Raw genomic sequence first — 22,066 nt, 5'->3', positions numbered from 1 at the left:
TGGTCCAACCCCGAATGGATATCGAGTCATCAAAGAGACACTCTCTTCCCAGGCCTTTGAGCCGATTCCTCCCGATTTTTATCGCCTGTGTCTGGATAGGCCTGTTCGCCTTCACTTTCTCTGACTTATGGGATCGCTGGATTCGCTGGAGCAGTGAACTTGCTCACGGTATCCCCGTTATTGCAATCTTTCTCGTATTACTCTGGAGAACTGGAGGTTGGGAGCGCGACACCTGGATAAACCCGAGCGTTGAGACCGTCTTCAGCACGCTTGCTCTTGTGGCTTCTTCTCTACTCTGGTTTTCAGCCTACGCGGTCAATATCCAGCTCATTGAGCAGTTATCCTTACTGCTTGTCCTGGTATCGGTTTACGCCTTGATCTTTGGATGGAAAACGATTTTTCGTTATCGGTTTCTGTTGTTGTTCCCGGTATTTGCCATTCCTGTCTGGGGGAGCTTGAACGACCTGTTGCTGGAAGGGGCCAGTGCCGTCGTGGGCGAGCTGGTCCGACTGGTCGAAATGCCGGCGCTGATTCAAGGTAACAGCATCTTCATTCCCTACGGTCATATTGTCATTGCAGACGGCTGCTCAGGCCTTCGCTACTTTGTCGTAGCGCTGACCATCGCCTTCCTTATTGGTTACCTGAATGGCTACCGGGAAACCAAGCTGATTCTCACGTTGCTGGTCGCGGCCGTGCTCGGTTTGGTAACCAACTGGATCAGAATCTTCATCTTGATCGTTATAGGCTATAACACCCAAATGCAAAGCAGCCTGATGAACGATCATGAGACATTTGGCTGGATATTGTTTGGCCTGATTATTCTTCCAGCGATTTACTTTGCCCCGGTACGCCGAACACCGGTTCGGTCCAGCGAAGAAGGCATCCAGTCACCGCGCATCTCTGGACAGCGGGTATCCGCATCCGTGCTGTTGATGGCGATTGGGCCGCTTCTTGCCCTGGTGTTGCACTGGGCATTTGATGAGACTCTGGCTGCTCCTGAAAGGGTGGGCAGTGGTCAGCTACGGGCGATGCCTTTGCCGGTGAGTGCGCCGCAGGGCGGGACAGTCAGCGTTGAACGGCTGTCGAACAATGTCATCTACAGAACGGATGTGTACCATCGCCGAGGGTTGCAGCAAAAGCTTGTGCCTTATATTCCGCGGCTCTACGATCATCAGGACTGGCTGCTGGAGACAGAGCGGCTGGAAACGGTCGGTTCTCATACGCTGGTATTGCAGCTGTTTTCGGAAAAGTCGGGGCGGGATCACGTGGCACAACTGCAGTGGTTCAATGTGGGAGGCCACCTCACCGACAGCCGTGTAAAAGCCAAGCTCCTGCAGCTGCCGGCGACCTTAAAGAATCAGAATCAGTTTTCAATCAACACCTTACAGGTTCGTTGTGACTCAGTGAACTGTGAGCACGCCAGGGGCTATTTAATGAAGGCGGCTGCGACGCTGTTGAACCCTTGAGCGTTCGATGCTGTCGGTTAGCCGAGTACTTTGCGGATGGTCCGTAGGGTTTCCTCAGTGTGCTCGGGTTTCACGCTCTCATGCAATGGCAGTGTTAACAGACGTTCCGCAAAAGCGTCAGCGCTTGGCGTGGCCAACGGCTGTTTCAACTGATCCACATTGATGTTCGCCACGCTGGTCAAGCTGGCCCCGTAAAGCTGACTGGCGCCGAGCCCCTTCTTATTCAACTGGTAAAGCAGCTCGTCGCGTTGCTCTCGGCATGGGGTAAGCAATGGGTAGCGCAGCAACCGCGCGGGCGTACTGTCAATCTGCGACCCCAATTGATTTTTCCGGGCGAGATGTTTTCGGTAAAAATGCTCAACGGCCCGGGTTCTTGTCCAGTAGGCACGCACGTTACTCGACAGCAATGATCTCGGCCCTCTGGACATGGAGAGCATGGCGGTGTGCGGCTGATAACGTGTTTCGCCTAATTTTAACAGTGGATTTTTGGAAACCATTTGATAAAAAACGGGTTGCCTCAGACGGTTATAGGCAACGCACTTTCCGTAATATTGCCAGGTGCTTGCGGCTTTCTCGGCGTCAATGCAGACCTCGTGGTCGTGTTTTACAGCGGAAACCAGAAGCCCACCACCCATAAGGTTGACGGGTTTGCCCCTGGCGAACGAAAACACCTGGAAGTCTGCCGGTGTGCGATAGGGTGCGGAACTGGAGGGGAACCATTGAGCGTTATCTTCGATAAGCGCGATACTGTGTTGATTGGCGATCGAGCGCAAAGCATGGATCGGTTCCGACAAACCGAGAAAATTAATGGCAATGATGGCGATTGTGCGACTTGAGATTAGCGTCCGCAGCCTCGGCTGGTCGTAGTGGCAGCTGCCGTCCGCCAAATCAGCTAGAACGGGGGTGATGCCGGCGTACACTGCGGCCGCGACCAGGTCAGGGCAACAGTATGCCGGAATAATCACTTCGGGCGCCGGCGTCCCGGGGTGCTGGCGGCGGATGAGCGTCAGTGCTAACGCCAATGCCGAAGTGCCTGAGTCCAGCCAGTAGCGCTGTTTACCCGGGAACAACCTGTCGATGGCTTCATCCGGACCTTGATCGTCGTCCTGCCGGAGCACGATACGATCCCCGGCGGGAGGTAATACCCCCTTGATCAGCGAGCTGAAGGAGTCCATTTCGTCATTCTTTGGCCAGATATAAACTTAATCGATGCTTCGAAAATAGCGACATTCACCTGCACAAAAAAGTAAATGATTTTTACCAGGGCAGTTTGTCTAAGGCCCGGAAGGAAGTGCGCGGCAATCGCCACGGTATAGAAAGCCAGCTGGGCCCAAAAAGCCAAGGCATAAATGGCAGCGTGTGTGGATAACGCCGCGCTGGTCAGAAACGTTCCGATCAAGAACCAGGGAACCAGCCAGCGCATCACTTTGTGAGAAAAGGTCTGGACCGCAAATCCTCCCAGTCTAAAAGGGTTGAGAACTTCTTTGTGGCGCGATAACCCAACCATCCCTCTGAGTACCGTACGGACTTTCCGTTGATATTCTTTTTGAGCATCTTTCAGGTCTTTGTAATAGCCCAGTACGTCCGGGGCCGTAACGGCACGCTTTCCGGCTTTGGCGGTATTAAGGGCGGTGTTGAAGTCGCTGGGCGAGTGTATATCCCAGTTATCGCAGATCGTCTTGCGGACGGCAAAAAATGAGCCGCTTAAACCGACCAGACCGTAAAGCCGGGACTCCAGGCGACGCAGCCACATTTCATACTTAACGTAGGCCCCTTCGCCGGCCACTTTCCCATCCTGGCTGACAAAACGGTCTTCGCTGGAAACAGCACCAACCTCCTCGTCCTGGAAATAACGTTCGAGCTTTATCAGTGCTTCGTCGGGAATTTCTGTTGCCACGTCCGAGAAAACCAGAATGTCACCACTGGCAGAGTTGATTGCTTCGCGTTGCGCATTTTCTTTGCCGAGCCGTTCCGAAGCTCTGACGAGCTTCACTCCTTGAGTGATATACTCTGCGACAATTTCGTCAGTACCGTCATCGGAGCAGTCTGATGCGATGACCAGTTCGAGTTTATCCTGAGGGTATTTAAGCGCTAGCGTATTAATGATTTTTTTTCGAATGCGCTGTTCTTCATTGTAAGCCGTGACGATAACCGTTAGTTTTTGAGTGGGTTCCCGCTGCTCGGTGTCGACTTTCTTTCCAAAAATCACATTGCCAGCGCTGAGCAACAATGGATAAATGAAATAACTAAAGACCGCTCCAAAAGCCAGCAGCCAGAACCAGAACTCCAACATGATGGTGTCTCCTTGATGGGCGGTTAGCGCCAAGTCACAATGTGGTATATTAACTGACGCTGTTACGGACGTAAACGAGGCAACTGATGCAATCCGCGTCGCATAAATTGCGTGTGCTTCACATTATATCGGGCGACCTGTGGGCCGGTGCGGAAGTGCAGGCTTACACGTTGCTGAGCCAGCTGCAACCGCACTGCCAGCTGAAAGTGATACTGATGAATCAAGGTCGGTTGCATCAGGAATGTCAGTCCCTGGGGCTGGATGTGGAGGTTTACGACGAGAGCCAGTTGCGTGGTCCTCAGATTCTCTGGCGCCTTTATCGGGCCGTGCGACAGTTTCGGCCTCACATTATTCATACGCATCGCCAGAAAGAAAACATCCTCGGTACAGTAGCGGGCCGGCTGGCCGGGTGTAAGTGCAGCGTGCGCACCAGTCATGGCGCCCCCGAATTCGAATCAAAGGGGCTGCGCCGACTTCGGGTCAGCCTGGATCACTGGATAGGCCGCTTTGCGCAGAACAAAGTTATCGCGGTATCGGAGAATCTCGCCGAGAAACTGGAAGCCCTCTTTCCACGCGAACACATTGCAGTTATTCATAATGGTGTTGACCCAGAGCGCTTGGCCACTCAGGCTGCCGCATCGCCATTTTCGTCCGATCACTGCCATATTGGAATCGTCGGGAGACTGGAGCCGGTTAAGCGCGTCGACCTTTTTTTGGAAATGGTGAGCCGGTTGGGAGACCTGCCCGATAAATGCCAATTACAGTTTCACGTGATTGGTGACGGCAAACTTCGCTCGGCGCTGGAAGCGCAGTCGCAAACCCTTGGGCTAACGGACAAGGTATGGTTTCACGGCCACCGGGACGACATCCCGAGCTGTCTGGCCGGTCTGAATGCGCTGATTATGTGCTCCGATCATGAGGGCACTCCCATGGTGGCGTTGGAGGCCCTGGCGCTCGGCACACCGGTTATTGCGCATAATACCGGCGGCCTCTCGGAAATACTCAGCGGGCACCCCGAATGTCTGGTTGAGAACCATACCGCCCAGGGTTACGCAACGGCGGTTAAGGACTTGCTCCCCGGATTGTCGGACAAGCGTATAACCCTTCAGGAGCGATATACCGCGCGTCACAATGCAGAGACCACGCTGTCGCTTTACCGTAGCCTGTAAGCGTATTGCCTTCGGTCGTCAACCCTCGTCAAGGACATGTTCCCATGATGGTACAACATGAAACCCCAGTACCGGTCGTTTCAGTCATCATTACCACCAATAATCGTAAAGCCTGGGTGGTGGAGGCTTTAGAATCAGTGTTTGCCCAAACCTATAGTGATTACGAAGTGATCGTGGTGGACGATGGCTCAAAAGATGGTACCTTCGAACACCTTCAACAACGGTTTGGTGAACATATTCGCCTTTTTAAAACAGAGGGAACGAATTGCCCGACCGCGAGAAACTACGGCGCTGAACAAGCGCTGGGTCGATACTTGGCCTTTCTCGATGACGATGACCGCTGGTATCCGCAGAAACTCGAAAAGCAAGTAGCCTTTATGGAGGCGTCGGGCACACAAGTGGGTATGGTGGGAAGTGCGTGTGACCATATGAACAGAGAAGGACAACCTATTTGGAAGCCGGCCTACCCGGATGCCGAGCTGACTTACGAACGGGCGTGTATAAAGCCTAAACTGCCTGGTGCGATTTCCGGGTGTTTGATACGCACCGCGGTGTTTCGTGAGCTCGACGGATTTGATCTTGGTTTAACGCGCAATCAGGACCGTGATCTGTGGATACGGCTTACCCGTCGTTATCGAGTGCCGATGCTGCAGGAAGTGTTATCCACCGTGCGCATTCACGGCACGCAGCGCCGAGGCGTGAACACTGACACGATCGAGCAATGCCGCTTAATGGTAAACCAGCGCATTCCAGAGCGCCTCCTTCGCCGCAAGGCCGACGCCTGGACTTACTTTCATTTGTTTAATCTGAACTGGGATGATCGAAAGCCAAAAGCGATACAGTGCCTGCTGAAGTCATTCTGGGCTTATCCAGCACCTCTTCCAATACCCGAACAGCGAATCAAGATTGCGTTGCGTCGATTGTTGGGTCGACACTAAACGGTTGGGTTATCCGGACGCATTAGGTCGTAACCATGGTACTGCAAACACGCCCCGGCGATCTGGGTAACCGTCCGAATCTGCTCCGGGGACAGCCGCTCAATACTCACTTGGTTGAGGTCTCTCACGGAGTCATGACGCTCATGAATCTTAAAAGAATCGGAGTACGCGGACTCTGGAAACGGTGGCAGATCCAGAAACGCCGCTAATTGATTCAGTGTGGTTCTGGGATCGGCTGCCAGATCTTCGTACTTCACCCAGGTAAACCGCTTCAGGTGGGCGGCATCCTGCTGCAGGATTTCGTTGCTTCTGGCCCACTGATGGGCGGATCGTTCAATGGGCCAACCCTCTTTGATGTGCTTGGGGTCGCCCTTGCGGCTGATGCCTTCCGACACGGCATACCCATTACGCACCAGACCGATAAAATACGCGTTTTCAAAGTGCTTTTGGAACCAGCGGGTACGAGCAGCGTTGGGTGGAGACTTTTCCAGTAATACCTTTTTCGATAAATTCAGGCGCATGCCCCATTCCTTCTTTAAGCGAATGACATCGGGCCCGGCATCATTCTCCGTCAGGCGAAACAGATCTTCGCGGTCTACCCACATCCTCGGCAAGCCAATGTCGAAATCCTTTACAAACTGATCTGTAATAAAGTGGCCCTCGGTAGGGATACCGGAAATATCGGGATGGCGTGACATCAACTCTGACAGCAACGTTGTTCCCGAATTGTAGCAGCCCACAATAAACACCCATTTGTCTGGCCTGGGTACGGGCGTTATGGCAATTTTGCATTCACGCCAAATGTTTCCCAGGCTTTCCCGTAGTACGGAACGAAACCGTGTGCCTTGCATGCGTTGTCTCTCCTGGAGAATGATCAGGCCGGTGTGGGTGGCTGATAGTTAAATTGTTCGACAATAAATGATTCTCGCTGCGCCACCAGCGCAATCGTTTCCTCATCGTAATAATGGTCCATGGTGCGACGCGTGGAGACGTTGGTTTTCTGGGATTTCCCCTGTCGAATAAACTGTCGATCTTGTTCAGTCAGAGTAACACCGGCCCGCTGTAGCGCTTCGATAAGATCCTCTTCAAGTGCTTCGTTGCGCACGATAAACTGAGTGAGGCGCTCCTTTTTCCACACTGCGTTAAGGTGCTTGGGCTTTTCGAGTGTCGGAGATTGATACAGTTGATGCCGAAGCCGCGTAAACAGTTTGAAAAATCGGTAGGTTAGAACACCACTGTGCTGGGAAATCGGGCTGAATCCATAGCCTTCCCCAAGATCGTAGCGGCGTTCGGCACTCAAGATCAGCTTAAGCCAGGACCGGAAGCAATCGGGATCGCTACTGTCACGATAAGCGTCTTGCCACTGGCTGACCGGCTTGCTTGCATCGGACATCACCTGTGTCAGATACTGGCTGGGCGAGAGCCAGGTGCGACCCATTTCCTTGTTTAGTTGGCGCCAGTAATAAGCCCAGCCGAATCGACGTGTGACCTGGTGGTACACACTGCCGTTACCGTCGCACCCAAAACCCCACAGTGAGACATACCAGTCCCACGGGTTGCGAATCGACCCGAGTATAAAACGGTCGTAAAGTTCGGGGGGCACTACATTATGTTTGCCTTCCTGGTGACCGTTTAGGATGTCGTTCAAGCAACGGCCGATATGAGAACCGGCGGTTTTATGGAGCTCCACAAACACCAGGGGATCGGAGATGAACATGAACGGATGGCGTCCTTGGATCAGAGTAGTTTTGGTACTGAATTTTCGTTAGTATACTCACCTTTGGAAGGGAGTCGAGTGTGAAGTCCACTCTGCGAAAACTATACAGGCGGATGCTCTCAAATGAAAGCCGGTACTGGCTTTATAAAATGCGGCACCCGAAGCAGTTTGAGCACCTCAGAAAAGGCGTCAACCAACACCCTGAAGGCAACTTTTCGCTCAGAGGCTTTACCGAGCGCGAGGCCATATTCGTGCACATCACCAAATCGGCTGGAACGTCCGTAGCGCTCAGCTTGTTCGGTGAGCTTCCGTACCATTACACGGCCTGGCATTATCGTGTCATTTTCGGGCGCAAGGCATTCAACCGCTTTTTCAAATTTACGTTCGTCCGGAATCCCTGGGACAGGTTGTACTCGGCCTATCAGTATTTGAAAAATGGTGGGTGGGATGACAAGGATAGAGTCTGGGCCGAACGTCATTGGGGCGACATCACCAGCTTCGAGCAGTTTGTCACGGAATGGTTAACCCCGGAGCGACTGAGCAGCCATCTTCATTTACGTCCGCAAAGCTACTTTCTGAAAGACGCGCGAGGCAGGGTCATGGTGGATTATCTGGGCTACTTTGAACATCTGCCGGAAGATTTTGCCAGGATTGCGAAACATGTGAATCCGGAAGCGCGTCTGGCGCACACGAACGCTTCAAAACGGGGCGATTACCGGGACGTTTATAATCGGAAAATGATTCACAAAGTCGGAAAATTATACAGTGAGGATGTCGATAGTTTCGGCTACGGTTTCGATACAGTGCAGCGCCGCAAGGTAGTTGACCAGAAACTGGTGGGCGATAGTGAATAAGCACAGTCCAAAAAAGCATCATTCCAAAAAACCCGGTTTACTGCTGGTTGCCAACTGGGACTCTGATGTTGGCTATGCATGGTGGCTCATGGAGAGCTACTGGGCGATCTTGGCGAACGAATATCAAGGGCAGTTCGAAAGCATTCTGGCCTACCCCAGCATCTCGACACTGCCTCAAGCCGTAAAAGATGCGCCGATACTACCGGTGGTCGCGGATTTTTCCCGTTTCAGCGTACGTATGATAGTGGCCCAGCTGGCTTTCATCCGGCGCCGCCGTATCCGTATCGTCTACCTGTCCGACCGCGCGCCTCGTCACTGGGCCTATCTGCTCTATCGGCTGGCGGGGGTAAAACACATTGTTATTCATGATCATACCCCCGGGGTAAGGACTGCCCCGAAAGGTGTAAAACGACGCCTCAAAGCGTTCTTGAATCGTATTCCCGGTTATTCGGCGAATATTTGCATTGGCGCGACGCCATACATTAAAAAGCGCTTCATTGATGTCGGCTGCGTACCCCCTGAAAAGTGTTTTTCCGCCGACAATGGCATCCCGCTGACACTCCCGCCGACTGAGGACCTGTACCAACGCTTTGGTATCAACCGGGAAAAGCGCATCGTTGTAACCGCCGCACGGGCCAACCGTTACAAAGGCGCGCTTTTTGCTTTGGATGTGTTCGAGAAGCTTCAACAAGATGGCGGAGCCACTCCCTGGCATTATCTATACCTCGGAGATGGGCCAGACCGTCAAATGCTAATGGATGCAGCCAAAGAGAAAGGCCTTGATCAGCAAGTCAGCTTCCCCGGCAGAGTCGCTGGGGTGACCGCTCTGTTGCCTGGCGCCACCCTGGCGTTTCATCCTTCAAAAGGGGAGGTGGGGTATTCGTTATCCATTCTGGAGTACATGCTGTGCGGATTACCGGTGGTGGTGCCCGATAACCCGTCGGTCTGCGGTGCCACCGACCACGGAAAAACCGGACTTATTTACACTGAAAACGATGTGCTTGCCGCTGCCGAAGCGCTAAATCGCCTACTCAATGATGCGAAGCTATGCGCCCAGATGGGGGAGCAGGCGAAAAAAACGGTGGAAAGCCACTATTCTCTGACGCAAACGCATCGTAAACTGCTGGATATCTTCCATCGGCTGGTTCCGAAGGTGAACGGTCATGGCCCCTCCTAGATCCGGCAAAAAGCAAGCCGCCAAGCATATCGCCATCTACTCCGCTGGGTCGATCATTCGGCAGCTGGCGGGTTTTATCATGCTGCCGATCTACACCTCTTACCTGACGCCAGCGGACTATGGTGTGGTAGGTTTGCTGGTCGTGATGATCTCACTTTTCGAGCTGGTAATGGGTGCTCGCTTCGCACAGGCAGTACCTAAGTTCTATTATGAATCTGATGAAGCTGCGTGGCAGAACACCGTAGTTTCCACCGCTTTGCTGGTAACATTGTTCATTAGTGCAATCTCTACAATGTTGGTGGCTTTTTTTAGCAAATCTATTGCGCAGATTCTTTTTGGATCAGACGGCTATCAAATACATGTAGCGATCTACTGTGTTCTACTATTTACCAGTGCTATAGAAGCGTATGGCTTGGCCTTTCTAAGATTAAAAGAAAAGCCTGTGCTTTTCATGACCAACTCGATTGCCAAGCTGATACTTCAGTTGGCATTAAACATTCTTTTTGTAGTTCATTACGAATTAGGAGTAATGGGCGTTATTTACTCAGCGCTAATTTCTTCATGTGTTATTTCGCTATGGGTCGCAATCTATATTGTTTACCATGCAGGAATCATAGTTGATTTTTCCTTAACTAAGCGGCTTTTTAGGTTTAGTTGGCCTTTATGGTTAGCAGGTATAGCGGGGCTTTACGTCGCGTCATCGAACCGTTACTTTATTCGAATCTTCAGTGATCTTGAGCAGGTTGGTCTATATGAGTTGGCAACAAAATTTGCCATGGTTCTTCCTATGCTAATTTGGAACCCGTTTTCGCAATGGTGGCAGACGGAACGGTTTAAAATCTACCGTTCCGCAGATAAAGGAGTTTCGGTATTTCCCGTAGTTTTTGAGGCGATGGTAATTATAATGGTTATTGCTGCAGCCACCATTTCATTGTTTAGCGGATCACTTATCAAAGCGATGGCATCACCCGAGTTTCACTCAGCGTCTAGAGCGATCCCCATACTTGTGTTCGGAGTTCTACTGAGTAACCTAAGGTTTTTCTTTTTCTTCAGCTTCTTAGTGACAGAAAAAACCATAATAATAACCTATATAAAGTACTTTTCCGCAGTTTTGGCAACGCTGCTTTATGTTGGATTAATACCAAATTTTAAGTTCTTGGGTGCGGCAGTTGCTGTTCTTCTGGCAGAGTTCACTGTGCTTATCGTTTCAAGTACGCTTTCCAAGCGGTACTTCGATAATCAGATAAAGCTTAAAAAGTCACTTCTTGTTATCTCCTCTGTTCTGGCTTTGTTGGTGGTTGAACACTGGGTGGAAGCAAGCCTTCAAAGCCCTTCTCTCATAGTGTTAACTCAAGTCGCGGCACTTGTCATTATTTTAAGCATATGTGCGGTTATGGTGCTGACGACACCCGAACTAAAAAACGCACTAAAAGAAGTAGTTGTTTATTTTAAACAACGATTAAAAACTAAAAAGAAGCTGATCTAGCTGGATTTTCCGATCAAATGACTATACATATCTATTAATGATTGGCTCATAGACTCTAATGAAAATCTCTTTTCTACGTCATGCCTTGCATTGGACTGCCACGTTCTCCATTGCGCTGTGTTCTTAAAAACATACTTTATAGTTAATTCTAAGGACTCAGAGGATTGTGGCTCTACTAGAAATCCGGTATGTCCGTGAATGATGCATTCTGGTATGCCCCCTGATCTGGAGGCGATCACAAGCTTTCCTAAAGCTTGTGCTTCTTGGAGGACGATCCCTTGAGTTTCTGCCCATGCCCCAGGCTCTGTAAAACTGGGCAAAAGAACAACTTGAGTACTAGCTAAAAATTTAATCAATCTTGGGCCTGTTAAAGGACCTATTACTTTTACAAAAGCACCCAAGTTCCTACTTTTTATGTAACTTTCAATCTTATCTTTATAAAGGCCAGCTCCAATTATTTGATAGTCTACGTTAAAGCCAACTTTATTAAGTGACTCTATGGCGTCAATGGCATAAAGGTGACCTTTTAAGCGATCCAGGCGGCCTACAGTGGAAACTGTAAAATGATGGTCGTCTGGTGCAATAGCTGGATAGAATGGGAACTCCTCTATGTTAATCCCTTGATTGATAACTTTAATGGGCGTGGCTGTATGTGTGATCTCTATCAGCTGTTTTCTAGCAAAATCTGTGTTGACAACTATCATATCAACCGCATTGAAATATTGTTTCCTTGCCGCTTGTGTTAAATCTGCTATGCCTTCCGGAGGCAATCCGTGGAAAGTGGCGATTATGGGTTTTCCATAAGTTTTTAATGCGGGTAATAGCAAGTATCCTGCTTTGTCTGAATGACAATGTGCCACGTCGTAGCTTTCTATACTTAAGACAGATATATAAAGTAGCGACTTCACCGCCTCTTTAACTGAAGCTGAATACTTAAAGCAATTGTAAATATAACGGTATGTTGCTCGGTTTAATAGATTTTTTAGAAGGTAAAGGGTTGAGCCCTTTAAAAGCGCTTTGAACGGCTGCCCTTTCCATTCAGCCCTAGCTTTCAATGTAAAAACCTTAGGGTGGCATGGGTTTTCTTCGTCGTAGAGTGAGCCAACCTTTACTGTATGGCCACTTTGCTCGAGCCCTTCTAAATAATTAATGAACCATGTTTGCAGGAGCGTAGGATACTTTGCAGATATGGCAAAAACTTCCATAAAATATATTCCATATTCCTTAACGTTATATGTGAATTTGTACCTTACTTTGTAGAGCATTATATAAGTAATCGGTTTAATTCCAAATTTATATTTGTAATGAAACTGAGTCTTTCATATGACATTATACGGCTTTTATACTCTTAACTGATGTTCTAGGCTCTTTTATGTTCAAAAGTTTACAGCTCATGGCTTTTTCTTTAGCAATCCTGCTCAGCGTGTCTTCTCACGCGTTCACTATTAACATCTCCTCTGACGGTGCTCCTGAGGGAGAGGGTGTAGAGAACAGAGGCTGCTCGCTGTACGGTGAGCAGGCATTTACGAGTTCGGCGGGGAACACGTTGTATTCGCAAAAGAGAGCCTATAGTGGATCAAGATCAATGGAGTTAACCATCAAGAAAGGCGGGAAAGGATTTGGGGGGCTGGGTGGAATTATAAATTTTGAAAATTGCTCTGAGTTTGGAGGCAAGGTCCTGAGGCAAGGTGACGAGATATGGATAAGAACAAGGCTTCTTTTTCCTGAGGGCTTTGAATTCAATAAAAATGGTATGAATAAGTTTTTAAGAGTTCGTGTTTTTCGGGATGAGGGAGGAAGAAGAGTTAGCGAAGGGTACAATGACCTATACATCGATTCCCATAGTTATAAAACTAACTACCATCCATTTAACTTCATTTTTGAAGGTGCTCAAAGGTGGTTCAGAATTGGATCTAAAGAGCATTTTTTTGAGCCCGAAAAGTGGAAGACCATTGAGTTCTACTTAAAATTTGACAGCTCCAGCAAAAATGATGGTGGGGAAGCCGTGGTTCGTGTATGGGTTGATGGAAAATTAGTGGGCGAAACTTTTGATCGAAGGACTATGAATACGCCACAAAGCTATGCTCAGGCTCTATATTTCTTCACCTATTGGGACAATGAGGGAGCCCACAGAACACAGTCTTTCTACGCTGATGACCTGACAATAACAACAAGTACTCCCCCGCAACGAGATGAGTTTGGAAACCCGTACATAGGGTCGTCGCAATTGGGTCGTGAAATATCGCCTCCCTCTGCTCCTCGGCCTTTGGATTAACCTGTGAGTTCTTCGGAGGTCATCATTGACCTCCGGGTGAGCGCGATATAATTTTTGGTACCGTTATTCAGATGATTGTGCGCTTTCTTTGCGCAATCTGTTGAATAAATCTTGAATACCTTTTCCTTGGTTCATGGATGTGTCAATATACTGAACTTCAGGGGAATTCACTTTTGTGTAAATTTTGCTATTCACTTCATTTCCAAATCTGTTATTGATTATACTCCGAAGTCGTTCGGTTGTAATTTCTGGAGAAATGTTATCAATGGCCCACTCTCTGGGATGGTATTTAAGATACTCTTGTTTAAGAGTTAGAAATGAATTAGAAAGCCGTCCTTCACAGCTGAGAAGCCCCGTAAACTCATTTATGTAACTCTTGTTTACTCCAATATTATTATACAAACAGATAACGGGAAGGTTCAGGAACATAGATTCAAATAGAACTCTGTTACTCCCCTCTTTGAGTGAGAGCAAAATGCTAAATTTGCATTGAGATGCAAGGGCTACCAAATCCTTCTGCGGCATTCCAGGAATAATCTTCACATTATCCGAAAGTCCGATAGCGTTAATATACTTTTCGTAATCTTTTGTGTCAGTCTTTCCCCACGATGCACACACTATCACAGCCTTAAAATCTGGGCATATAGAAACTGTTTCTTTAAAAGATTCAATGGCCCGAAATACGCGTTTTATAGGATTTGAGTTAGCGATATACAGTGCGTCATACAGCTTTCCATATTTTAGGTTAGGGCTATCAAACTTAGAGTAGTCGACCCAGTTGCTGGCACCGATGTCAGGGACCGGAACTTTTGGGAAGATAGAATTTAAAAGAGCTCGGTCAGTTATTTCTGTTGCTTGTACAATGCAGTGATTCGCTCGTTTTATAAACTCGATAATGTCCGGGTCAGCGTACCCTGACCAACTCGGTTCCAGAACAAAAAGATAACGCTCATTCAATATGCCCCATAATTCGTGTTTTAAGAAAAAAGTGAATGTATGGGAAAAACTAAGCAGGATAACGCCTTTTCTGAACTTGTTTTCAGTCTTCTCTGGATTACTTAAAATAATGGCTCGGGAAAAAGCGTCTTTCTCCGAACAGGGTTTTGATAAAAGACCCTCTAGGTTAATTCTTCCAGATAAGAAATTTTTGGAAAAATTGGAAATTGCATTAGGGCAGGCTTTGTAACGAATTGAGGTTAGAATAAGTTTTGCGTATAACTCTTTTCTTCCAATAAATAAAAAAATTCTTGATAGAATATAGAGAGCAACGGCTAAATTTGGGACTATTTTTGATTGTATATAAAATAAAGTGTACTCATAAGCTCTGCTTTTAAGAATCATAAATCTATCCTTTTTTATGTCGCTGAACAGCAGTTAATATTCTTTCTTTGCTTGTCGAGCTAAAGGCTTTGTGCCTTAAATTCTCAATCGAAATTTCCCTTTGAAGGGTCGGTAAGTTGTCCGCGATATGTCGCACTGCGTTTTCTATTAATAGATTGGTGTTCTTTGTGTATACAAATCCGTTTTTGAAAGTTTCTCTGTTAGCCGGAGTGTCAGAAATAAGGCATGGACGCTTCGCGGCGATAGATTCGTAAGCACCACAAACTAAACAGTTTTCTCGAGTGGTGAGATCTATGCTGGCTATGCAGTTTAATAGATAGTGCAGATATGTTTCTTCGTCTACAAATCCTAAGAGCTTTATATTGGCAGAAATATCTTTGGCATCTTGATGTTTTAAAACTTTTTTGTAGTTTCCAGTTACTAGAAGTTTGTAAGTTTCCCCCAGTCTGGAGAACGCCTCGATAACTTCTGAGAAAGGTTCATCGTTAGCCCAGCTGCATATAAAAAGAAAATAATCTTCATTTTCTGGTCGAAAATTTCTTTCTTCGTCAAAGGGTATGTTGGGGATTGGGTCTGTAGCAACGATTGGTGATCCGCCATGCTCTTCTACAATCCTAGCTAAGGAGGCGTTGGTGACGATTACGTGATCAGGTTTTCTCAGAAGGTAAGCCGATACTAGCTTCACAATCCTGTTTCCTGAACTTAGAGAATCTATAGCAGAGTTGTGCGCATCTACAAACAGCTGATACCGCATAAGTTTTCTGGCGATAGTGGCAATCAACGCGAGAGCCATTGAAGGGTTTTGTACAAAAATAACGGTTGGTTTCTTTTTCACTAAAAGAAAGATGGTGCGAAAAATTAAAATAGTATAGCGTAGATACCCACTTTTTTTGGTGATTAATTCATATAGAGGAACCTCTAGAAGTTTTGCCATGCTTCTATTTCTGGTTTGAATCTCCCACGTTATCCATAGTGCATTCAAATCTTTCGTGGTGACGGTGCTATGATTCAATGTTGAGGCTCCATGGTTAACTATGTATTTCTGGGGCGAAATGAATTTTGCAGCGATACAAGTAAAGCAAGGCCAATCCACATAAATGGATAGTATCCGACAGTTACGAACTGACCGGCAACAACAAATCCAATGAATCCTACATATAAACCTTTGTAGATTGAATTGGAGATGGGGTCGCTATAAGACTTTCTATTTCTGAAAAATCTAGCCATTAATACAAGGTAAATTGATAATCCGATAAGGCCTGCGTCAGTTCCTATTTGAATAAATATATTGTGAGGAAGTTCCGCGTTTCTATAGAGCATATCGTCTCTATAATTTGATTCGTAGTATGGAATGAAATTCCAGTAACCCACACCCAGATAAGGGTGGTCTTTGATCATTTCGATTCCATTTTCCCAGTATAGAAGCCGTTGTTGGGATGTTTGGTCGTCTCCAATAGTTGTGAAACGGTCTTTTTGTTCTTGAGGAAGGAATGTCATTCCCAAATAGATTAGTATCGCCACAAAAGCCAATGTTTTAACTTTGAAGATCTTCCTGTAAAACATTACCGCAATCTGAACTAGCAGGGCGATTTGTGCTCCTCTGGAGCTGGCGCCAAGTATCGTCATTACAGGGGTTACAAAGAACAAAATCAGAATTATCTTTTCCCAGACTCTGACCCTGTCCTTTAGAGACTGGTACAGATAGAATCCCAAAGGAAAAAAAACAAGCATCTGGATGCTTAGCTCTCCTGAATTTTGAAAAAAGCCAGGCGGTCCTGTAATGCCCCATCCGGCGAAACCGAAGCCTCTGCTTACCCATACATGTGCGCCGTGGAGGGAAAGTTTGAAGCTTGCGAAACAAAATAAAAGGAAAAAAATATAAAATCTTGAGGGTGTGTTAACAATATTGATTATGAGAAAGTAAATAATAATCCAAGTGTAGATAAATTCTAGCCGCTCAAATGAAATGGCTGGCCAGTACGCATTTATGCTTGATATCACTATAACAATTAAGAAAATAATCATCCATTTGTTGACTGGATCTGATACCCATTTTCTGTTTTTGTCAAATGCAAGGCCTACAAACGAAAGTACTATGAACAAAAATGTCCAGGGAAGAATATCTATTGAGTTGTATATTGATTGAGGTCTTACGTACTCAAAGAAGAGGTATCCACAAATCATCCAGAAAGAAAAACCCTCTTTCCAGAATTGTTGCCAGAGTGACTTTACTTTAATAGCGTAGAGGGGATCGGAACCTGCCATAATTACTGAGATACCCTTAGGACCAGTTCTTTGGTTGCACTAGCAACGTAACGTTCGCACTTTTCAAAAAAAACATCGTTTGTGTTATATGGGTCGTGGATGTAAGGTTTATATGGCGTGATCCATATTCCGGATAAAGTGATGATGCTGCTTTTCAAAAACATTTTACTTAGAGCGCGGGCCTGTTGCGGCTCCATTCCTACTAGAAGGTCTCCGGGCTCGGCGATGTAGTTTGATATATTTTTAGTATTATGCCCCTCAAGATCTAAGCCTATTGATTTGGCAAATTCAATAGCTCTTGGGTCTGCTTTATCCCCTCCGCGACAATGTAAACCGTACGAGTCTGAACGAAAGCCTAAACTTTCTGAAACTTTTTCCGCTAATGGGCTCCGGCATATATTTCCTGAACAAACAAATATTATCCTTTCTATAGATGAGTAATTTATTCGCTTGTAGCTATTGTAGTAGCCTAAATGATAAAGGATGCTGTGCCCAATATGACGAGCTAAACCTTTCTTTGAGCCAAAACGATCTTTGATTGGAAAGCCGCCAGTGTTGAGCACTATTTAATTACCTTTTCTGTATATAAAATAAAGTCGTTATACTGACATTTGTACTGGTCTAGAAGAGATGACATTGAAAATGACCTTTGTACATGTAGCTTTCCTTGGTTGGCCAAGTCAGTTCTTGATTGCGAATCGTTAACCAAGTGTAGAATGGCGTTAGATAACGCAGATGGCGATAAGGGTTGAACAAGTACCCCGTTCTTTCCGTCGATAATTATTTCTTCTGGTCCTCCACATCGTGTTGCGATTACGGCCAGGCCGCTTGCCATTGCTTCAATCGTGGCAATGGAAAATCCCTCTGAGGTAGAGGAGAGGACAAACATGTCCATTTGTCCGAGAAAGTCTGGGGTGTTTGGATGAAAGCCAATAAAATGAATATGTGACTCCAGCCCGCCTTGTTCTATCTGCTTTTCAAGGCTACTCATTAGCTCAGCTTTCTGGTGGCCCGCAATGATGAAGTGAATATGGGGGCTGTTGGGGCACAAGATTTCTGCTGTATCTACAAGAACATGGTAAGCCTTGGCAGGCCGGACGTTACCTAGACAACCGATTAGAAACGCATCATCGCCAAGCCCTAAGAGGCTTCTGATCTGACGGCTATGGCTCTTCCCATAGCGGCTTGTTTCGACACCATTGTGAATGACTTTAATTCGATTTTTATCGAATAGTTTTCTTTCGGAGATATGGTCAGCAAGCTGTTGACTGACCGCTACCAGACGATCAACACCCCAGCGCATGATCCGGTTTTTCAGATAGACGTGTCGCTCATTGGGGTTGATGTCCACTTGCCCGTGAAGAGTGGCCACCAACGGAATGCGTGTCAAAATCGACAAGATCGAATAGGTAAGCGTCGATCCGAGCAAGTGAGCCTGAATGAGTTTGACGTTCATACGCTTGAGTCGTCGAAACAGTTCCCAGTAATAACGTATGGAAAGAAATCCGCTCGGCTTGACGATAGCGTAGGGTATCCGTCTTGCTTTTAGCTGATCTTCCACCCAGCCCGGTCCTTTAATGATGGCAAAGTTGTTAAATCCTTCGACAGTCAGGTGCTGGGCCAAATCCAAAAACACCGTTTCAGCGCCCCCCGGCCCGGTTGTATCAATTGCATGTAAAATCGTGGGCGTTTGGTTTATCATCCTGGGTGTCCTGTCGAGTGCGCGCCGAGGCTTAATCTACTATAAAAGGTAGGTAGCTACCAGTAATCGGGGTGAATCGGCAGCCATTTATCGGGTGGTAAAAGTACCCAGGCTTCAGGGAATGTAATACCGTCGTGAAAAAGTCAGCGCTTGTTTTAGACGCTGCCCAGCGCAGCGCTTTGGCGGCTACCCGATCATTGGGACGCGCAGGTTTGCGGGTGACGACTGCGGAATCGACACCCCAGGCGCTGGCCGGGCATTCCCGCTATACGGCAAAGCATATTCAAAGCCCTTGCGCATTGACTGCACCGCAGGCGTATGTGGAGTGGCTTTTGGCTTTGCTGAAAGAGGAGCACTTTGATCTTGTGCTGCCGGTTACTGAGGTGACCAGCCAGCTGTTGCTCAGCGTTAAGGATAAGCCCCCTGAATTGAGCATGCCTTTCGCCCGTTATGAGACGGTCATGGCTCTGGCGGACAAAGGGCAGTTGATGAGACGGGCGGCGACGTTGGGTATTCCGCATCCGGAAACCGAGTGGTTTGAAAATGCCTCGGCGTTGATTGTTTCCCGTATCACCTATCCGGTGGTACTCAAGCCTTGTCTGTCGAAAATTTTCACAGGTAAGAAGTGGATTGCGACGCGCGTCAGGGTGCTTCACTCGGAACAGGAGTTGCGGCGGGAGCTCGAACGATCGCCCTACCTGCACCAGTATTCGTTCATGCTGCAGAGTTTTGTCGAGGGCAGTGGTGCTGGCATTTTTTGCTTGTATGATCATGGACAGCCCGTGACTTACTTTGCCCACCGAAGGGTGAGGGAAAAGCCACCGGAAGGCGGCGTTAGCGTTTTGAGTGAAAGTGTCGCTATTGACCCGCTCATGCGCGACTACGCCACAAAACTACTGGATGACGTGGGATGGCATGGTGTTGCGATGGTGGAATTCAGGGTCGGCCTTGATGGAACGCCTTTTTTAATGGAGGTCAACACCCGGTTTTGGGGCTCGTTGCAGCTGGCGGTAGATGCCGGCGTCGACTTTCCGTTGTTGTTGTGGCAAATCCACGGTGGCGACAACCCCGGAAAAGCTTTCAATTATCGCCAGGGGCAGCGACTGCGTTGGCTTCTGGGAGACCTGGATAGTTTGTACCTGTATTTACGGGGTACGCACACGATGACCGACAAAGTTCGCCGGCTGCTCGCTTTTCTGACCCCGAGGCTGGTTGGTGTCAGGCATGAGGTCAATCGGTGGGATGATTTGAAACCAGCCTGGTTTGAGCTGAAGTGTTACTGGAAAGATTTGACGGGTCGGTGAGGGAGGCAAGACGTGAACAAATTTCTTAAACAAGCCCTCAAGCCCCTGTTGGTATCGTCGGCGAGTCGCTGGGGCACTCATCGTAGACCCTCCTCGGAGCCGAGGCTGTGGGTCTTGATGTATCACCGGGTCTTGCCGGTGGATGATCCACGCTACCACCAGGAGGAACCAGGGATGCGTGTGACTCCGGAAACGCTGGGTATGCATCTGGAGGAGCTCAAACGTCACTTTGATATCGTCTCTTTAACATCGTGGGTGAAGGCGCACCAGCAAGGAAAGCAATTGCCCCGGCACGCCTGCGCGATCACGTTTGACGACGGATGGCTTGATAATTTCGAGTACGCGTTGCCATTGCTGAAAGCACATCGCGTGCCGGCTACGCTTTTTGCCGTGGCTGAAAAAATTGGCACGGACTTTCAGTTCTGGCCAAACATTGTGGCAGCGCTTTTATTGGAGGGCGCTGGTCATCAAATGGTCGAAGACAGGGTGTTGGGCGTGCCCGGTATCGATCAAACGGGTCGCTCTCCGGAGCGAATTGCCGCGTGCATTAAAAAGCTTAAGGTGTATACCGACCGGCAGATTTTCGACGCATTGGATAACATGCATTGGCGGCAGAGGCTTTCAACACCCATGTCGCCAGCACTGATGAGCTGGGCGCAGCTTCGCGAGATGCAAGCGTCGGGGTGGGTGGATATAGGTTCGCACACCTGTACCCACCAACGCCTGACGACCGCTTTATCGTCGTCGGAGCTGGAGCGTGAAATCGTGGAGAGCCGTGTTCGGCTGGAGCGGGAACTCGGCACATCGGTTAATTTATTCTGTTTCCCGAATGGAGACTACAGCGCGCAAGCACTCTCTCTGGTTAAGGCCCATTATGATGCGGCAGTGACGACCCAAAAAGGCATTAACAGACCGCGCTCGAATGGCTTGCACGAGCTGGTCAGGGTAGGTGTTCACAACGACATCTCGGATACGCGCCGTCGGTTCAACGCCCGACTCTCAGGGTGGCTGTAGGCCTGTGGTGCATCGTATGAGCCGATGGGTGCAACGAGTGGCGGAAAGCAGCCGTTTTCACCGCTGGCTGGTGCAGGCGACCGGGCCCTACGCTACGGTTTTTACGCTGCACCGTCCCAAGCCTGAGGATGGTCTGTTCAATGGCATTTCGGAAACGTTGTTGAAGCGCTGTCTGGAGTACGCCCACCGGGCAGGCTATGAGTTTGTTTCCATCGACGAGCTGGTTAAACGCGCGTTGTGCGGCGATTCTGCCGGTCACCGGATGGTATGTATTACTCTTGATGACGGTTACGCCGATCAGTTGACCCGTTTCGTTCCGCTGCTGCTGGAGTACGATGCCAAACCCACGCTTTTTGTTATCTCGGATTTTGCGGATGATCGGGACTGGCCGTGGGATGCGCAACTGGCTTATGCCATCAAACGTTGCGATAAAACCCCTTTGAGGCTGGAGACGGGTGATTTTCGGCGTGTGCTGGATCTTTCCACGAAAGCGGCGCAAATTGCGGCTCGTCGTACGATTGTTCAGTATGCCAAGACCTTGCCGTATGAGCAGTTGGCCGCATTTGTAGCGAGCGTGGCGACGGCTTGTGAGGTTGCTATTCCTGCCAGAGCGCCAGAAGGCTACCGCCCCGCGACCTGGGACAGGCTCAGAGAATGGGAGCAGAAAGGGCTGCGAGTCGGGTCTCACAATCGGTCACATCATATCCTGAACGCTTTGCCTCCAGACCGGGTAAGTGCAGAGCTTGCTCACTCCCTGGCGCGCCTTCGTTTGGAAATCAAGTCTCCTTCCAGTGTGTTCTGCTACCCCTCTGGAACGGCAAGAGACTTTTCGCCACTGCATGAACCGCTGGTGGAAACGGCTGGGTATGACTCGGCTATTACGACGTTATCGCGGGTGGCTTACTTTCGGGATATTCGCCGGAATCCCTATCGAATCTCCCGCATCGGCTTTCCGGAAACAGTAACGCAGTTTGCGCGCTATGCCTCATGGATGGAGGCGTTGCGCAGCAAAGCCCCCTTTTAATGTCAACGAAGGAATCTATCGTAATGTGCAACCATGAGGTG

At 48.5% G+C, this 22,066-nt stretch carries 20 protein-coding genes; 10 read left to right on the top strand and 10 right to left on the bottom strand.

Features of this window, described 5'->3' with window-relative positions:
* Positions 1-14 precede the first annotated feature (14 nt).
* Complete coding sequence (locus ACQCLF_RS04670; RefSeq protein WP_426985118.1) at positions 15-1,466, top strand: exosortase/archaeosortase family protein; 1,452 nt, start codon at positions 15-17, stop codon at positions 1,464-1,466.
* Positions 1,467-1,483: 17 nt separating this feature from the next.
* On the opposite strand, the gene ACQCLF_RS04665 is transcribed toward ACQCLF_RS04670, so the two are convergent.
* Positions 1,484-2,641: a DegT/DnrJ/EryC1/StrS family aminotransferase gene (locus ACQCLF_RS04665; protein WP_426985117.1), complete on the bottom strand. Its 1,158-nt coding sequence runs from the start codon at positions 2,639-2,641 to the stop codon at positions 1,484-1,486.
* On the bottom strand, positions 2,620-3,759 hold the full coding sequence (locus tag ACQCLF_RS04660; RefSeq protein WP_426985116.1) for a glycosyltransferase family 2 protein: 1,140 nt from the start codon (positions 3,757-3,759) through the stop codon (positions 2,620-2,622). Before ACQCLF_RS04660 ends, ACQCLF_RS04665 begins: the two co-directional genes overlap by 22 nt.
* Positions 3,760-3,845: 86 nt before the next feature.
* On the opposite strand from ACQCLF_RS04660, the gene ACQCLF_RS04655 reads away from it, so the two are divergent.
* Both ACQCLF_RS04655 and ACQCLF_RS04650 read left to right on the top strand, forming a co-directional pair.
* Positions 3,846-4,928, top strand: a complete 1,083-nt coding sequence (locus ACQCLF_RS04655) for a glycosyltransferase (RefSeq protein ID WP_426985115.1) — start codon at positions 3,846-3,848, stop codon at positions 4,926-4,928.
* Positions 4,929-4,972: 44 nt separating this feature from the next.
* Positions 4,973-5,866 (top strand): glycosyltransferase family 2 protein, encoded by an 894-nt coding sequence (locus ACQCLF_RS04650; RefSeq protein ID WP_426985114.1) that lies wholly within the window; start codon positions 4,973-4,975, stop codon positions 5,864-5,866.
* Here the strand turns inward: ACQCLF_RS04650 and ACQCLF_RS04645 are convergent.
* Both ACQCLF_RS04645 and ACQCLF_RS04640 read right to left on the bottom strand, forming a co-directional pair.
* Positions 5,863-6,717, bottom strand: coding sequence for a sulfotransferase family protein (locus tag ACQCLF_RS04645; protein WP_426985113.1), 855 nt, complete (start codon positions 6,715-6,717; stop codon positions 5,863-5,865). The genes ACQCLF_RS04650 and ACQCLF_RS04645 overlap by 4 nt on opposite strands.
* A 23-nt stretch (positions 6,718-6,740) precedes the next feature.
* Complete coding sequence (locus ACQCLF_RS04640; protein ID WP_426985112.1) at positions 6,741-7,583, bottom strand: hypothetical protein; 843 nt, start codon at positions 7,581-7,583, stop codon at positions 6,741-6,743.
* A 149-nt stretch (positions 7,584-7,732) separates the two neighbouring features.
* Between ACQCLF_RS04640 and ACQCLF_RS04635 the strand changes: the two genes are divergently transcribed.
* The 3 genes from ACQCLF_RS04635 to ACQCLF_RS04625 are packed head-to-tail and all read left to right on the top strand — an operon-like array spanning position 7,733 to position 11,100.
* Positions 7,733-8,437, top strand: coding sequence for a sulfotransferase family 2 domain-containing protein (locus ACQCLF_RS04635; protein WP_426985111.1), 705 nt, complete (start codon positions 7,733-7,735; stop codon positions 8,435-8,437).
* The gene (locus ACQCLF_RS04630) at positions 8,430-9,614 is read left to right on the top strand and encodes a glycosyltransferase family 4 protein (protein ID WP_426985110.1); all 1,185 of its coding nucleotides are present in this window, start codon (positions 8,430-8,432) and stop codon (positions 9,612-9,614) included. The genes ACQCLF_RS04635 and ACQCLF_RS04630 overlap by 8 nt, the downstream gene beginning before the upstream one ends.
* Complete coding sequence (locus ACQCLF_RS04625) at positions 9,601-11,100, top strand: lipopolysaccharide biosynthesis protein (RefSeq protein ID WP_426985109.1); 1,500 nt, start codon at positions 9,601-9,603, stop codon at positions 11,098-11,100. Before ACQCLF_RS04630 ends, ACQCLF_RS04625 begins: the two co-directional genes overlap by 14 nt.
* On the opposite strand, the gene ACQCLF_RS04620 is transcribed toward ACQCLF_RS04625, so the two are convergent.
* Positions 11,097-12,305, bottom strand: coding sequence for a glycosyltransferase family 4 protein (locus ACQCLF_RS04620; protein ID WP_426985108.1), 1,209 nt, complete (start codon positions 12,303-12,305; stop codon positions 11,097-11,099). The two genes, ACQCLF_RS04625 and ACQCLF_RS04620, sit on opposite strands and share 4 nt — an antisense overlap.
* A 167-nt stretch (positions 12,306-12,472) precedes the next feature.
* Between ACQCLF_RS04620 and ACQCLF_RS04615 the strand changes: the two genes are divergently transcribed.
* Positions 12,473-13,375 (top strand): hypothetical protein, encoded by a 903-nt coding sequence (locus ACQCLF_RS04615; RefSeq protein ID WP_426985107.1) that lies wholly within the window; start codon positions 12,473-12,475, stop codon positions 13,373-13,375.
* 63 nt (positions 13,376-13,438) lie between these two features.
* Here ACQCLF_RS04615 and ACQCLF_RS04610 read toward each other — a convergent pair whose 3' ends face one another.
* The 5 genes from ACQCLF_RS04610 to ACQCLF_RS04590 form a co-directional block, all read right to left on the bottom strand.
* The gene (locus ACQCLF_RS04610; RefSeq protein WP_426985106.1) at positions 13,439-14,716 is read right to left on the bottom strand and encodes a glycosyltransferase; all 1,278 of its coding nucleotides are present in this window, start codon (positions 14,714-14,716) and stop codon (positions 13,439-13,441) included.
* 4 nt (positions 14,717-14,720) lie between these two features.
* Positions 14,721-15,650, bottom strand: coding sequence for a glycosyltransferase (locus ACQCLF_RS04605; protein ID WP_426985105.1), 930 nt, complete (start codon positions 15,648-15,650; stop codon positions 14,721-14,723).
* A 98-nt stretch (positions 15,651-15,748) separates the two neighbouring features.
* Positions 15,749-16,981 (bottom strand): O-antigen ligase family protein, encoded by a 1,233-nt coding sequence (locus ACQCLF_RS04600; RefSeq protein WP_426985104.1) that lies wholly within the window; start codon positions 16,979-16,981, stop codon positions 15,749-15,751.
* Between the two features lie 2 nt (positions 16,982-16,983).
* Entirely contained in the window at positions 16,984-17,544 is a 561-nt protein-coding gene (locus tag ACQCLF_RS04595) for a low molecular weight phosphatase family protein (protein ID WP_426985103.1), read from the bottom strand.
* Positions 17,544-18,683: a glycosyltransferase family 4 protein gene (locus ACQCLF_RS04590; protein WP_426985102.1), complete on the bottom strand. Its 1,140-nt coding sequence runs from the start codon at positions 18,681-18,683 to the stop codon at positions 17,544-17,546. The genes ACQCLF_RS04595 and ACQCLF_RS04590 overlap by 1 nt, the downstream gene beginning before the upstream one ends.
* A gap of 218 nt (positions 18,684-18,901) precedes the next feature.
* Between ACQCLF_RS04590 and ACQCLF_RS04585 the strand changes: the two genes are divergently transcribed.
* The 3 genes from ACQCLF_RS04585 to ACQCLF_RS04575 are packed head-to-tail and all read left to right on the top strand — an operon-like array spanning position 18,902 to position 22,025.
* Positions 18,902-19,987, top strand: a complete 1,086-nt coding sequence (locus ACQCLF_RS04585) for an ATP-grasp domain-containing protein (protein ID WP_426985101.1) — start codon at positions 18,902-18,904, stop codon at positions 19,985-19,987.
* A gap of 12 nt (positions 19,988-19,999) precedes the next feature.
* Positions 20,000-21,001, top strand: a complete 1,002-nt coding sequence (locus ACQCLF_RS04580) for a polysaccharide deacetylase family protein (RefSeq protein WP_426985100.1) — start codon at positions 20,000-20,002, stop codon at positions 20,999-21,001.
* Between the two features lie 16 nt (positions 21,002-21,017).
* The gene (locus ACQCLF_RS04575) at positions 21,018-22,025 is read left to right on the top strand and encodes a polysaccharide deacetylase family protein (RefSeq protein WP_426985099.1); all 1,008 of its coding nucleotides are present in this window, start codon (positions 21,018-21,020) and stop codon (positions 22,023-22,025) included.
* The last annotated feature ends 41 nt before the right edge of the window (positions 22,026-22,066 follow it).

The organism is Marinimicrobium sp. ARAG 43.8 (assembly GCF_050113635.1).
Taxonomy (GTDB): domain Bacteria; phylum Pseudomonadota; class Gammaproteobacteria; order Pseudomonadales; family Cellvibrionaceae; genus Marinimicrobium.
Note: the sequence above shows the minus strand (reverse complement) of the source record. Positions and strands in the feature narration are given on the sequence as shown.